Genomic DNA, 13218 nt, shown 5'->3' on the forward strand with positions numbered 1-13218 from the left:
CGGCGATGATGCGCGCGACCGTCTCCGGTGAGGTCCGCCGGGGCATCCGATGCGGCCGCGAGGAGCGATCGGCCAGCCCGGCCGCACCCTCGGTCCGCCAGCGGCGCACCCACTTGTAGACCGTCTGCCGGCTGATCCCCAGCTGCTTGGCCACCTCACCGGGCCGATGACCAGCCAGGACACGAGCGATGATCAGCTTGCGGGCGTAGACGGTGGTGCGGGCATTAGCGTGAGCCACGGAGACCTCCGGTTGGCGATGGTGACGTCAAGCACCACCACTCCTCCCGGAGGTCTCCTTCATGATCAAGCCGACGCGCCGAACGTCAACAACGTCCCTGGTTGCGACAGCTAGCAGACGAGGGCGCGGCGCAGGTCCTCGGCCGCGGCGGCGACCTGCTCGAGCACCGCCGCGACGCCGTCCTCGCGCAGCAGCCCGCCGCCGAGCCGCTCCACCGGCACCGGCTCGTGCGCGGGGTCGGCGTGGCGGGCGCCGATCTCCGACGCGACGCGCAGCAGCGCGCCGTCGGGCGCGGCGGGGTCGTCCGCGGCGGCCAGCGGGCCGACCATCACCGGCGGGAAGCCCCACTGCTCCAGCGCGACGGCCGACAGCCGCGTGGCCGAGATGCCGTAGCGGCACACCTCGGCGGTGCGCCGCGCGGCCGGAGAGCGGTGCGCGGCGGCCAGCGCGCGGTAGCCCGCCGGGTCCTCGCCGTGCAGCAGCGCCGCGCCCACCTGGGCCAGCAGCCCGAGGCACAGGGCGTCCTGCGGCCGGGTCCCCGACCGCGGCGCGAGCACCGAGGCGGCCAGCGCCACGCCGGTGCTGCGCTCCCAGAACCCCTCGGGCAGGTGCTCCTCGTCGTCGAGGCAGGTCAGCGCGACCGTCGCCATGGTCCGCACCGCGGTGAAGCCGACGACGGTGACGGCGAACTGCAGCGTCGTCGCCCGGCCGGTCATGCCGAAGTAGGCGGAGTTGGCCAGCTTCATCACCCGGCCGGCCAGGGCGACGTCGCCTGCGAGCACCTCGGCCAGCCGGGCCGCGCTGGCGTCGTCGGTGCTGGCGACGGCGACCACCTGGGCGGCCACCGGGCGCTGGCCGGCCATCGTGTCCATCCCCGCCAGCAGCCGGTCGAGGTCGACCGCCGGGGGGGTGCCCAGCGACAGCCCGCCGGCGGCCGGCACGATCGGCGACACCGCGGTCACCGGGCACCGACCCAGGCGGCCGTGGCGGCGCCGTCCATCGGCCGGGCCAGCGAGAAGCCCTGCAGGTAGGTGGCCCCCAGGTCGGTCAGCGCCGCGACCTGCGCGGGGGTGGCGACCCCCTCGGCGACGGTGGACAGCCCCAGGCTGCGGGCCATCGCGATGACGGCGGTGGCGATCTCGGCGTGGCCGTCGGCGAGCTCGGCGACGAAGGAGCGGTCGACCTTCAGGCAGGTCACCGGCAGGTGCCGCAGCGAGGCGAGCGAGGAGTAGCCGGTGCCGAAGTCGTCGATCGCGACCGCCACGCCCAGGTCGCGCAGGCCCTGCAGCACCGCGCGGGCGGCGGCGGGGTCGGTCATCAGCGCCGACTCGGTGATCTCCACCGACAGCCGGGCGGGGGCGAGGCCGTGCCGGTCCAGCGCGGCGACCACCGCGTCGCGCAGGCCGCCGTCGAGCTGTAGCGCCGAGACGTTGACGTTGACCCGGGGCGGGGCGGCCGGGCCCAGCTCGCGGTCCCACACCGCCACCTGCCGGCAGGCCTCGTCGAGCACCAGCAGGCCCAGCGCGCCGATCAGGCCGCTCTCCTCCGCCAGGGCCACGAACGTCGCCGGGCTGATCGGCCCGTGCTCGGGGTGCACCCAGCGGGCGAGCGCCTCGACGGCGTCGAGCGACCCGTCACCGGCGGCGAGGATCGGCTGGTAGTGCAGGCCCACCTCGCGCCGCTCGATCGCGTCGCGCAGGTCGGCGACCAGCCGCAGCTTCGCGCGGGCCTCGGCGCGGCCGGCGCGGTCGAGCACCCGCACCCGGCCCTTGCCGCCGGCCTTGGCCTGGTACATGGCGATGTCGCAGTCGCGCACCAGGTCGGCGGCGTCGGCGTGCTCGGGCGCCTGCACGGTGACGCCGATGCTGGCGTGCGGCCGCAGCAGCACCCCGGCCAGGGACACCGGCGCGGCGAGCGCGGTGCCGATCCGCCCGGCCAGCGCGGTGGCGGCCGCCTCGTCGACGCCGTCGCAGACGACCACGAACTCGTCGCCGCCGAAGCGGGCCACGAGGTCGCCGGGGCGGACGGTGGCCCGCAGCCGGGCGGCGACCACCACCAGCAGCTCGTCGCCGGCCTCGTGGCCGAGGGAGTCGTTGACCACCTTGAAGTCGTCGAGGTCGAGGAACAGGCAGGCCAACCCGCGGCCCCCGGCGGTGAAGCGGGCGGCGAGGTGCTGGTCGAGCAGGGTGCGGTTGGGCAGGCCGGTCAGCGGGTCGTGGGAGGCCTGGTGGGCCAGCCGCGCCTCGAAGGCCAGCCGCTCGGTGACGTCCTCGACGGTGCCGAGGAAGCCGGCGCCGGAGCCCGGGGTGAACACGTGGCCCAGCCGCAGCAGCGCCGACCGCTCGGCGCCGTCGGCGCGCACCAGCCGGGCCCGCACCTCGCCCTCCGCGCCCGGGCCCTCCCCGCTGCCGAGGACGGCGGCCACGGCCTCGACGACGGCGCCGAGGTCCTCGGGGTGCACGCAGCCGGTCCAGCCGGTGCCGAGCAGGTCCTCGGCGGGCCGGCCGACGAGCCGGCAGAAGGCGTCGTTGACGTGCGCCAGCCGCATGCCCTGCTCGGAGAGCACGGTCGGCACCGGCGAGCGCGCGGTGAGGGTGGCGAACCGGCGCTCGGCCGCCTCGGCGGTGGCCCGCGAGGCCCGCTCGGCGTCGGCGGCCCCGGTGGTCACCGCCAGCGTCCACGACCGCCCGGAGGGAGCCGGGGTGGCCCGGACAACGGCGTCGACGAGCCGCCCGTCGGCGGCGCGCACCGGCAGCGCCAGCCGCGCGGTGCGGCCGCGGCGGAGCAGCACGGGCAGCTCCCCGACCGGCAGGGTCGGCAGCAGCGCGGGGACCGGCGTGCCGCCCGGCACGGGCCCCAGCAGCGCGGTCGCGCTCGCGTTGGCCCAGGTGACCCGCGGCGGGCCGTCGGCGGCCCCGACGACGACCAGCGCGGGCCCGTCGCTGCCGGCCGCCGCGGCGAACACGGCGGCCACCACCTCCGGGCTGGCGGGCACGGTTCCTCCTGCTGTCGGTGCGGCTGCCTGGCGGGGTCCCGGCGCGGGACTCCCCGGCACCCTCGGCACGCGGCGGGCCGGACTCCACCCGCCGGGCGCGGCCCTCACCCGGGAGGGTGGGGATGCGATCCAGGTCACGAATCCGGACGGGGTCGCCCGGTTCGGTACCGGCTCCTGTCACCATGCACCACCGGGGTCGGCCGCCCGCCCACCCCGCGCAGCACCACCCGGTCCGCCGGCGGGGTCGCCGGCCCGAGCTGTCGATGGAGTGCGCGTGCTGATCGGTGTGCCGGCCGAGACCCGACGGAACGAGACGCGGGTGGCCGCGACGCCGGTGAGCGTCGGGCGGCTGCGCGCGCTCGGGTACGAGGTCCTGGTCGAGGCCGGTGCCGGGGAGGCGGCCAGCTGCCCGGACGAGGCCTACGTCGCCGCGGGTGCGCGGATCGGCCGGGCGGCCGACGCGTGGGGCGCCGACGTCGTCCTGCACGTCAACGCCCCCACCCTCGACGAGGTCGCGCTGCTGCGCCCGGACGCCGTGCTGGTCAGCCTGCTCGCCCCCGCACTCTCCCCCGACCTGCTCGACGCGCTGGTCGCCCGCGGGGTCACCGCGCTGGCGATGGACGCCGTGCCCCGGATCTCGCGGGCGCAGTCGCTGGACGTGCTGTCGTCGATGGCCAACATCGCCGGCTACCGCGCCGTCGTCGAGGCCGCGCACGCCTTCGGCCGGTTCTTCACCGGCCAGGTCACCGCCGCGGGCAAGGTGCCCCCCGCCAAGGTGTTCGTCGCCGGCGCCGGCGTCGCGGGGCTGGCCGCCATCGGCACCGCCAGCAGCCTGGGCGCGGTCGTGCGGGCCACCGACGTCCGCCCCGAGGTGGCCGAGCAGGTGCGCTCGCTGGGCGGGGAGTACGTCGGCGTGCCCGCCGACGAGAGCGAGCAGGCCGCCGGGTCGGGCACCGGGTACGCGTCGGTCACGTCCGAGAGCTTCGACGCCCGCGCCGCCGTCATGTACGCCGAGCAGGCCCGCGACGTCGACGTCGTCGTCACCACCGCGCTGATCCCCGGCCGCCCCGCGCCCCGGCTGCTCACCGAGGAGATGGTGGCGAGCATGAAGCCCGGCTCGGTGGTGGTGGACATGGCCGCCGCGCAGGGCGGCAACGTGGCCGGCTCGGTGCCCGACGAGGTGGTGGTGACGCCGAACGGGGTCACGATCATCGGCTACACCGACCTGCCCGCGCGGCTGCCGGCGCAGGCCTCGCAGCTGTTCGCCACCAACCTGGTCAACCTGCTGACGCTGCTCACCCCGGGCAGGGACGGGCGGCCGGTGTTCGACCTCGACGACGTCGTCGTGCGGGGCATGACCGTGGCGCGGGCCGGCGAGAAGCTGTGGCCGCCACCCCCGGTGCCGGTCTCGGCCGCGCCGGCACCGGCCGCCGATCCCCCGCCGGCGCCGCTGCCGCCACCGGCGGACGGTCCGCCCGCGCCCGGCCGGCGGGCCGCGCTGGTCGGCCTCGGCGCGGCTCTGCTGTTCCTGCTCGCCGCCTTCTCCCCCGACCAGCTCATCGGCAACCTGACGGTGTTCGCCCTGGCCGTCGTCGTCGGTTTCTACGTCATCGGGCACGTGCACCACGCGCTGCACACCCCGCTGATGAGCGTGACCAACGCGATCTCCGGGATCATCGTGGTCGGCGCGCTGCTGCAGCTCGGGCACACCAGCACGGTGGTGACCGTGCTGGCCTTCCTCGCGGTGCTGCTGGCCAGCATCAACGTCTTCGGCGGCTTCGCGGTGACCCGCCGCATGCTCGGCATGTTCCGGAGGGCCTGACCCGTGAGTGCCACCACCGCCGCGTCCGCGGCCTACATCGTCGCCGCCCTGCTGTTCGTGCTGAGCCTGGCCGGGCTGTCGCGGCACGAGACCGCCAAGGCGGGCAACGCCTACGGCATCGCCGGCATGGCGGTCGCGCTGGTCGCCACCATCGGGCTGGCCGCCCGCGACGGCGACGCGCTGTCGATCGGCCTCATCGCCGTCGCGATGGTGATCGGCGCCGCGATCGGCATCTGGCGGGCCCGGATCGTCGAGATGACCGGCATGCCCGAGCTCATCGCGCTGCTGCACAGCTTCGTCGGCCTGGCCGCGGTGCTGGTCGGCTGGAACGGCTACCTCTCGGTGGAGGGCGCACCGGCCGGCGAGGCCGAGGTGCTCGACCTGCCCGTGGGCATCCACTCCGCCGAGGTGGCGATCGGCGTCTTCATCGGGGCGGTCACCTTCACCGGCTCGGTCGTGGCCTACCTGAAGCTGTCGGGGCGGATCCGCAGCAACCCGCTGGTGCTGCCGGGCAAGAACGCGCTCAACCTCGGTGCGCTGGCGGCCTTCGCCGTCCTGACCGTCGTGTTCGTCGTCTCGCCGGGGCTGGGCGTGCTGGCGGGCCTGACCGCGCTGGCGCTGGCGCTGGGCTGGCACCTGGTCGCCTCGATCGGCGGCGGCGACATGCCCGTCGTCGTCTCGATGCTCAACAGCTACTCGGGCTGGGCGGCCGCGGCCTCGGGCTTCCTGCTCGACAACGACCTGCTGATCGTCACCGGCGCGCTGGTCGGCTCCTCCGGCGCCTACCTGTCCTACATCATGTGCCAGGCGATGAACCGCTCGTTCCTGTCGGTCATCGCCGGCGGGTTCGGCAACGAGGGCGCCACCGCCGCCTCCGGCGACGTCGACGGCGAGCACACCGAGACCACCGCCGAGGAGGTCGCGCAGCTGCTGCGCGACGCCGACAGCGTCGTCATCACCCCCGGCTACGGCATGGCCGTCGCGCACGCGCAGAACGCCGTCGCCGAGCTGACCCGCACGCTCACCGACAAGGGCGTGCTGGTCCGCTTCGGCATCCACCCGGTCGCGGGGCGCCTGCCCGGGCACATGAACGTGCTGCTGGCCGAGGCCAAGGTGCCCTACGACGTCGTCCTGGAGATGGACGAGATCAACGACGACCTGGCCAAGACGTCGGTGGTGCTGGTGATCGGCGCCAACGACACGGTCAACCCGGCCGCCGCCGAGGACCCGGCCAGCCCGATCGCCGGCATGCCGGTGCTGCACGTGTGGGAGGCCGAGCACGTGGTGGTGTTCAAGCGGTCCATGAGCACCGGATACGCCGGCGTGCAGAACCCCCTGTTCTTCCGCGAGAACACCCGGATGCTGTTCGGCGACGCGCGCGAGCGCGTCGAGGACATCCTGCGGGCCCTGTAGGGCCCCCGCGAGAGGAGCACCGTGACCACTCACCCCACCGCCGCCGCGCTGGTCAGCCCGGCCTGGCTGATCGGGGGCCTGCGCAACGTCCCCGGCTACCTGGCCACCGCCCAGGGCGGGCTGACCTTCGTCAGCGACACCCCGGTCTTCGACGTACCGCTGACCCAGGTCAGCGACGTGTCGTGGCCGTGGTGGTGGTTCGGCGGCGGGCTGAAGCTGACCGCGGCCGGGCAGCGGTGGAAGATCACGTTCGTCCGGCCGAACGGGATGCCGCCGCCGCACCCGTCGATGCTCGACACCGGGGTCGGGGTGTTCGGGCTGCTCACCGGCACCTGGCACGACATCGACGCGATGCGGGGCCTCGCCGACGTCCGCAGCGGGCGCGAGGCGGGCCGGCGGTGGCGCGAGGTGCTGCCGGGCTGAGTTGCGGCGCGGTCGCCGGGGGCGCGACGGTTGCCGGTGTGGACCCCTTCCGCCTCGGCATGCCGAAGATCCCCGGCCTCACCGAGCTGCTGACCGCGCTGCAGGCGCAGACCGAGGCGCTGGCCCAGCTGCCGCGCACCCTCACCGACCTCAACGGCGCCGTCCGCGAGCTCATCGCCGCGACGACGACCGCGACGTCGGCGATCGCCTCGGCGCAGCGCACCGCCGAGCGGCTGGAGGACCTCGTCGGTGAGCTCGAGGAGCCGGTGCGGGCGCTCAAGCCGGGGCTGGAGCGGGTGGGCCGGGTCCTCGACGACCCCGCGGTCGACGCGGTGCCCGACATCATCCGCACCATCGACGAGGACCTCATGCCGATGATCGCGACGATCCGTCAGGCGCAGAACCGGGTCGCCGGCGTCACCGGCCTGCTGCGCCGCCGCGGCCGCCCGGACGACGACGGGGACGCCGTGCCGTGACCGGCGCGGCGGTCCAGTGCGCGGGGCGGTCGAGCGCGGCCGGCAGCCGGGTGGCGCCGTCGCCGCGGGCCGCGGCCACCTGCGGGCGGGTGAGGAACAGCGCGCCGGAGAGGTCGGCGCCGCGCAGGTCGGCCGCGCGCAGGTCGGCGCCGAGCAGGTCGACGGCGGTGAGGTCGGCGCCCCGCAGGTCCGCGCCGATCAGGTAGGCGCCGCGCAGGCTGCTGCCGCGCAGGTCGGTGCGGCGCAGGTCGGCGCCGATCAGGTCGGCGTCGCGCCGGTCGCGGCCGCCGGGGCGGACCGCGGCGCTGACCCGGCCGAGCAGCTGCCCGGCCTCGGCCCGCAGGGCGGCCGCGTCGACGGCGGCCAGCTCCGCCGGGTCGCCGGCGGCCAGCCGCTCGGTGCGCCCGGTGAGAGCGGCGACGTCGGCGCGCAGCGGCGCCGGCAGCGGCAGGGCGGCGGACTCGGCGAGGTACCACAGCAGCTCGTGCAGCTGCCGCAGGACGGGGAAGGCCGCGGCCACGCCCGGGTCGGCGGCCGGGCGCTCGACGGCGGCGACCTGCACCAGCCGCTGGCCGGCGCCGAAGCAGTCGAAGACCGTGCAGCCGGGGAACCCGCGCTGCCGCAGGTCGGCGTGGATGCCGCAGCGGGCGTCGGTGGTGAGGTGCACGCAGGCCCGCCCGGCGGGCTTGTCGATCGCGAAGTCGGCCGAGGCGGCGAAGGCCGGCAGCACGCAGCACAGGCCGGCGCAGGCGGAGCAGTCGGCGCGCAGCTCCCGCCGCCGGTCGACGGGAGCCGCCGCCGGGGAGGCGGGAGGGGTCACCGGTCGAGGGTATGCGCGGGGACGGTCCGGCCCAGTTCCCCGTCGAGATCACGTGATCTCGGCGCTCCAGCGGCCCTGAGGCGTCGAGATCCCGTGATCTCGACGCGACGGCCGGGCCAGGATGGGCGGCGTGGACGTGCTCAGCAGCCGCGTGCTCCTGCGGCCCACCGACCCCGACCGCTCGCAGGCGTTCTACCGCGACGTGCTCGGGCTGGCCGTCTACCGCGAGTTCGGCCCGCCCGGGCACCGCGGGCTGGTGTTCTTCCTCGGCAACGGCCTGCTCGAGGTCTCCGGCCGGGCCGACGAGCGCCCGCGCGGCCTGGCGCTGTGGGTGCAGGTGCGCGACCTCACCGCCGCGGTCGACCGGCTGGCCGAGGCGGGCGTCCCCGTCGTCGACCGGCCGGAGCGCAAGCCGTGGGGGCTGCTCGAGGCGACGGTCAGCGACCCCGATGGCGTGGCGATCGTGCTGGTCGAGGTCCCTGCCGACCACCCGCTGCGGGTGGACGTGCGCCCGCCCGGGTGACCCTGCACGGGGGGATGACCCACCCATGGCGATCCGGCGGATGGACCACGTCAGCGTCGTCGTCGACGACCTCGAGGCGGCCACGGCGTTCTTCACCGCGCTCGGCATGGAGCTGGAGGGCGAGGCGCCGATCGAGGGGCCGTCGGTGGACCGCCTCAGCGGGCTCGACGGCGTCCGGGTCGACATCGCGATGATGCGGACGCCGGACGGCCACGGCCGGCTCGAGCTGACGAGGTTCCACAGCCCGCAGGCGGTGAGCGCCGAGCCGGCGAACGCACCGGCGAACACGCTGGGCCTGCGCAGCGTGTTCGCCGTCGACGACCTCGACGCCACCCTCGCCGGCCTGCGGGCCCACGGCGGGCACCCCATCGGCGAGGTGGTGCAGTACCAGGACAGCCACCGGCTCTGCTCCGTCCGCGGCCCCGCCGGGATCATCGTTGCGCTGGCCGAGCAGCTCGGCTGACCCCGGGCCCAGCGTGCACTCCGCTGTCCCGGTGGTCCGCAGAGGACTTGTGCTCTGTCCACGATCGGTTGGCCGAGGCAATCTCCCTGCACCGACCACGGGGAGGCTGACATGACGAGTCGACTGGCCCGGGCCACGGTGATCGGCGGTGTCGCGCTGGTGCTGGCAGCGGCGGTGCCTGCCTCCGCGCAGGCCGCAGCGGTGGTCGTCCGCGAGCGGGGCGCGGACGAGTGCTGGAGCGAACCCGGCAACCTCCCGTTTCTGCCGGACTCGGTGCAGCAGGTCCCGATCGAGAACGTCACGGTGGTCATCACGCCGAAGGGCGGCGTGAACGCCACCTGCTTCGGACAGCTACCCGAGGGGATCGCCCTGCCGGAGCACACCTTCGCGGCCTGGGTGCCCTGTCACAGCGACGAGGTCACCGTCACCCAGGGACACATCGTCGTCACCACCAGCGGCCGCATCACCATGACCTGCCACTTCCCTCCACCGTGAGCCGCTGACCCGCGAGGCGCGACGCACACCGTGGGACCGGCCGACGTACCGCCTCCACGAGCACGCACGCCCCGGCTCCGCACGTCAGCAGGCCGGAGATCGCCTCCCACCACGGCTGGGCGTCCCAGGGACCGATGGCGTAGGTGGAGGAGGCGACCAGTGGTGACGCCAGCACCAGCAGCCCCGCCGCCGCGCCGCTCGCCCAGCCGCAGGACAGCACCGCCAGGCACCCGTAGAGGAACGTGGGCACCAGGACCCAGAGCACGACGGTGACGTCCGCGCCCACAGGACCGACGACGACGCCGTCGAACCCCGAGCGCAGGGTCGCCAGTCCGACGTCGAGCACGATCAGCGTGATCGCGAGGAGCACCCCGGCGGAGGCAAGGCCCGGCTTCCGTCCGGTCAGCGCCCAGGGCAGGGGGAGGACGGCGACCGCGAGGACGAGGAGCGACGCCCCCGCCAGTTGGGCGGCCACCCCCGCGGGCATCCACGGCTCCAGGGGTGGGAGGAAGTCGTAGAGGTGGTCCATCCGTGTCTCGCACGGCCGGGCCTCCTGGTTCCCGCCCCACGGACACGCACCGGCCCAGCGCTGCCAGGACGCGGCGAACAGGAGACCTCCGGACGCCATCAGCGCCGCTGCCACCCACACCCGCACGACCCTCGGCACCATGGCTCCCCCTCACCGCCGAGTGTGGCGCCTCGGCAGGCGGCACGGCCGGGCGGACACCACCGGCCGTGCCGTCGTGGGGTCTCAGCCACCGGCGACCTCGAGGGGCGCGCACGACCCCTCCGGCCACCGACCGTCCCGTGGGCCGCCTCCAGGGACGGTGGCCGACGGGGTAGGCGCCCGCAGGACGGGCGTCAGTCGTTGCCGGCCTCCATGGCGGCGCGGTCGAGCAGCTCGTCGTCGCCGGCCGGGCCGCCGCGGGCGGCGATCGCCTCGGCCCCGCCCTGGGTCATGGCGCCGATGAGGCCGGTGGCGGCGGCCTGCGCGGCGCCGATCGCGACCCGCTCGCCGCCGCTGCCCACCATGCCGAGGGCGGCGTACTGCTCGAGCTTGGCCCGCGAGTCGGCGATGTCGAGGTTGCGCATGGTCAGCTGGCCGATCCGGTCGGTGGGCCCGAACGCGGGGTCCTCGGTGCGCTCCATCGACAGCCGGTCGGGGTGGTAGCTGAACGCCGGCCCGGAGGTGTCCAGCAGCGACCAGTCCTCACCCCGCCGCAGCCGCAGCGTCACCTCGCCGGTGACCGCCATGCCGACCCACCGCTGCAGCGACTCCCGCAGCATGAGCGCCTGGGGGTCCAGCCACCGGCCCTCGTACATCAGCCGGCCGAGCTTGCGGCCCTCGGTGTGGTAGGCGGCGAGGGTGTCCTCGTTGTGGACGGCGTTGACCAGCCGCTCGTAGGCCGCGTGCAGCAGCGCCATGCCCGGCGCCTCGTAGATGCCGCGGCTCTTGGCCTCGATGACCCGGTTCTCGATCTGGTCGGACATGCCCAGCCCGTGCCGGCCGCCGATGGCGTTGGCCTCCAGCACCAGGTCGACGGCGGAGTCGAACTCCTTGCCGTTGATCGACACCGGCCGGCCCTGGGCGAAGCCGACGGTCACGTCCTCGGTGGGGATCTCCACCGCGGGGTCCCAGAAGCGCACGCCCATGATCGGCTCGACGATCTCGATGCTGGCGTCGAGGTGCTCCAGGCGCTTGGCCTCGTGGGTGGCGCCCCAGATGTTGGCGTCGGTGGAGTAGGCCCGCTCGGCGCTGTCGCGGTAGGGCAGCCCGTGGGCGGTGAGCCACTCCGACATCTCCCGGCGCCCGCCGAGCTGCTCGACGAACGCGGCGTCCAGCCACGGCTTGTAGATCCGCAGGGAGGGGTTGGCCAGCAGCCCGTAGCGGTAGAAGCGCTCGATGTCGTTGCCCTTGAACGTCGAGCCGTCGCCCCAGATCTGGACGTCGTCCTCGAGCATGGCGCGCACCAGCAGCGTGCCGGTGACCGCCCGCCCCAGGGGCGTGGTGTTGAAGTAGCTGCGCCCGCCGGAGCGGATGTGGAAGGCACCGCAGGTCAGCGCGGCGAGCCCCTCCTCGACCAGCGCCTGCCGGCAGTCGACCAGCCGGGCGACCTCGGCACCGTAGGCGGCCGCGCGGCCGGGGACCGAGTCGATGTCGGGCTCGTCGTACTGGCCGAGGTCGGCGGTGTAGGTGCACGGCACGGCGCCGCGGTCGCGCATCCAGGCCACCGCCACGGAGGTGTCGAGACCACCGGAGAAGGCGATCCCGACGCGTTCGCCGACGGGCAGGGACGTGAGCACCTTGGACACGTCGAAGATTATGCACGACCACGCATGATCATGCAGAGAGGGTCAGGGCGGCGGCGGTTCCCGGTCGGTCGGTGCCCGGCGCACGATGTCGGCGAAGGACTCCTCCAGCCGCGCCCACGTGGAGCTCCACTCCACCAGCGGCTCGAGGATCCGCTCGAAGACGGCGAGCTGCTCGTCGAAGGCCTGCAGCTGCGCGACCAGACCCTCGACCAGCTGGCGCTGGGCCTTCACCGACGCGGCGACCGACCGGACCTGCGCCGCCGACATCGCCCCGGGCGGTGAGGGCAGCCGAGGCAGCGACAGTCCCGCCGGCATCGCGCCGGCGGCCAGCCGGGTGGCCCGGTCGGTGAAGCCGCGCAGCTGCGCGACGAACTCCTCGACCGAGCGCGCCACCAGCCCGCCGTCGCGGGGCCTGTCCTCCGGCTCGCTCACGCAGACCTCCCCCGACCCGGCCCGCCGCCGTCCCGGCGGGTCCGCGCCCAGTCTCGCGTCCCCGGCGCCGGCCCGCTCAGCCGACCAGCGTGCGCAGGGTCTCGGCGTTGCGGACGGCGTGGCCGTGGCCGTCGTTGTTGAAGTAGGCGTAGACGTCGCGGCCCTGCGCCGTCCACTCCCCCACCCGGTCGGCCCACCAGCGCAGGTCGGCGTCGGCGTAGGAGCCGGCGTAGAGGTGCGCGGGGTCGGGGCCGTGCAGCCGGACGTAGACGAACGGCGCCGTGGCCCGCAGCACGCACGGCAGGCCCGCGCCGCTCATGACGCAGTAGGCCGCGCCGTGCCGCTCCAGCAGCGCGAACACGCCCTCGTCGTGCCAGCTGGGGTGGCGGAACTCGACGGCCACCCGCATCCAGTCCGGCAGCTGGGACAGGAAGAAGTCCAGCCGGGCGTCGTCGCGGGCGGCGGCCGGGTGCAGCTGCACCAGCAGCACCGCCCGCCGCGGGCCCAGCTCGTGCCAGGCCGCCGTCATCCGCTCCACCCACGCCTCGGGGGCGTAGAGCCGCTTGGCGTGGGTCAGGCCGCGGGGGGCCTTGACCGACAGCGCGAACCCCTCGGGCAGCCGCCGCCGCCAGGAGGCGAAGGTGGCGGTGCGCGGCCAGCGGTAGAAGCTGGCGTTGAGCTCGACGGTGTCGAAGCGGCGCACGTAGTGGGCCAGCCGGTCCCGGGGCGGCGTCCCCGGCGGGTAGAGGACGCCGTCCCAGTGGTCGTAGCTCCAGCCGGAGGTGCCGACGTGGACGGCCATCAC

15 protein-coding genes are annotated in these 13218 nt (G+C 75.3%); 7 read left to right on the forward strand and 8 right to left on the reverse strand.

What is annotated here, in order from left to right:
• The 3 genes from CHC04_RS23720 to CHC04_RS19120 all read right to left on the reverse strand — a co-directional run.
• On the reverse strand, nt 1–238 hold a 238-nt coding region (locus CHC04_RS23720; protein WP_141233858.1), incomplete at its 3' end, for a helix-turn-helix domain-containing protein.
• Nucleotides 239–348: 110 nt separating this feature from the next.
• Entirely contained in the window at nt 349–1191 is an 843-nt protein-coding gene (locus CHC04_RS19115; RefSeq protein ID WP_245817490.1) for an HDOD domain-containing protein, read from the reverse strand.
• Nucleotides 1192–1196: 5 nt separating this feature from the next.
• Complete coding sequence (locus CHC04_RS19120) at nt 1197–3233, reverse strand: putative bifunctional diguanylate cyclase/phosphodiesterase (RefSeq protein WP_089405556.1); 2037 nt, start codon at nt 3231–3233, stop codon at nt 1197–1199.
• A gap of 286 nt (nt 3234–3519) precedes the next feature.
• Between CHC04_RS19120 and CHC04_RS19125 the strand changes: the two genes are divergently transcribed.
• From CHC04_RS19125 to CHC04_RS19140, 4 genes are read left to right on the forward strand one after another with little or no spacing between them, the layout of a single operon-like run.
• A complete protein-coding gene (locus CHC04_RS19125) occupies nt 3520–5055 on the forward strand; it encodes a Re/Si-specific NAD(P)(+) transhydrogenase subunit alpha (RefSeq protein WP_281252259.1) in 1536 nt (511 codons plus the stop codon).
• Between the two features lie 3 nt (nt 5056–5058).
• Entirely contained in the window at nt 5059–6468 is a 1410-nt protein-coding gene (gene pntB, locus CHC04_RS19130) for a Re/Si-specific NAD(P)(+) transhydrogenase subunit beta (RefSeq protein WP_089405558.1), read from the forward strand.
• A 21-nt stretch (nt 6469–6489) separates the two neighbouring features.
• Nucleotides 6490–6891, forward strand: a complete 402-nt coding sequence (locus CHC04_RS19135) for a hypothetical protein (protein ID WP_089405559.1) — start codon at nt 6490–6492, stop codon at nt 6889–6891.
• A 38-nt stretch (nt 6892–6929) separates the two neighbouring features.
• Nucleotides 6930–7367, forward strand: coding sequence for a hypothetical protein (locus CHC04_RS19140; RefSeq protein ID WP_089405560.1), 438 nt, complete (start codon nt 6930–6932; stop codon nt 7365–7367).
• Here CHC04_RS19140 and CHC04_RS19145 read toward each other — a convergent pair.
• On the reverse strand, nt 7309–8187 hold the full coding sequence (locus CHC04_RS19145) for a pentapeptide repeat-containing protein (protein ID WP_089405561.1): 879 nt from the start codon (nt 8185–8187) through the stop codon (nt 7309–7311). The genes CHC04_RS19140 and CHC04_RS19145 overlap by 59 nt on opposite strands.
• A gap of 130 nt (nt 8188–8317) precedes the next feature.
• Here CHC04_RS19145 and CHC04_RS19150 point away from each other — a divergent pair, with 130 nt between their 5' ends.
• The 3 genes from CHC04_RS19150 to CHC04_RS19160 all read left to right on the forward strand — a co-directional run bounded on the left by CHC04_RS19150 (nt 8318) and on the right by CHC04_RS19160 (nt 9668).
• Nucleotides 8318–8710, forward strand: coding sequence for a VOC family protein (locus CHC04_RS19150; RefSeq protein WP_176450098.1), 393 nt, complete (start codon nt 8318–8320; stop codon nt 8708–8710).
• Between the two features lie 25 nt (nt 8711–8735).
• On the forward strand, nt 8736–9173 hold the full coding sequence (locus tag CHC04_RS19155) for a VOC family protein (RefSeq protein WP_089405563.1): 438 nt from the start codon (nt 8736–8738) through the stop codon (nt 9171–9173).
• Between the two features lie 111 nt (nt 9174–9284).
• On the forward strand, nt 9285–9668 hold the full coding sequence (locus tag CHC04_RS19160; RefSeq protein WP_141233859.1) for a hypothetical protein: 384 nt from the start codon (nt 9285–9287) through the stop codon (nt 9666–9668).
• Here the strand turns inward: CHC04_RS19160 and CHC04_RS19165 are convergent.
• The 4 genes from CHC04_RS19165 to CHC04_RS19180 form a co-directional block, all read right to left on the reverse strand.
• Nucleotides 9637–10197 (reverse strand): hypothetical protein, encoded by a 561-nt coding sequence (locus CHC04_RS19165; protein WP_141233860.1) that lies wholly within the window; start codon nt 10195–10197, stop codon nt 9637–9639. The two genes, CHC04_RS19160 and CHC04_RS19165, sit on opposite strands and share 32 nt — an antisense overlap.
• Before the next feature lie 332 nt (nt 10198–10529).
• Nucleotides 10530–11981: an argininosuccinate synthase gene (gene argG, locus CHC04_RS19170; RefSeq protein ID WP_089405566.1), complete on the reverse strand. Its 1452-nt coding sequence runs from the start codon at nt 11979–11981 to the stop codon at nt 10530–10532.
• A 42-nt stretch (nt 11982–12023) separates the two neighbouring features.
• Nucleotides 12024–12413 (reverse strand): hypothetical protein, encoded by a 390-nt coding sequence (locus CHC04_RS19175; protein WP_089405567.1) that lies wholly within the window; start codon nt 12411–12413, stop codon nt 12024–12026.
• A gap of 76 nt (nt 12414–12489) precedes the next feature.
• Entirely contained in the window at nt 12490–13215 is a 726-nt protein-coding gene (locus tag CHC04_RS19180) for a DUF72 domain-containing protein (protein ID WP_089405568.1), read from the reverse strand.
• Between the last annotated feature and the right edge of the window lie 3 nt (nt 13216–13218).

This window comes from Geodermatophilus saharensis (assembly GCF_900188205.1).
Taxonomy (GTDB): domain Bacteria; phylum Actinomycetota; class Actinomycetes; order Mycobacteriales; family Geodermatophilaceae; genus Geodermatophilus; species Geodermatophilus saharensis.

Excerpts from the sequence above, each read along its gene's own strand:
- CHC04_RS19155 (WP_089405563.1), top strand. The coding sequence starts at position 8,736 with ATGGCGATCCGGCGGATGGACCACGTCAGCGTCGTCGTCGACGACCTC.
- CHC04_RS19160 (WP_141233859.1), top strand. The coding sequence starts at position 9,285 with ATGACGAGTCGACTGGCCCGGGCCACGGTGATCGGCGGTGTCGCGCTG.
- CHC04_RS19165 (WP_141233860.1), bottom strand. The coding sequence starts at position 10,197 with ATGGACCACCTCTACGACTTCCTCCCACCCCTGGAGCCGTGGATGCCC.
- CHC04_RS19180 (WP_089405568.1), bottom strand. The coding sequence starts at position 13,215 with ATGGCCGTCCACGTCGGCACCTCCGGCTGGAGCTACGACCACTGGGAC.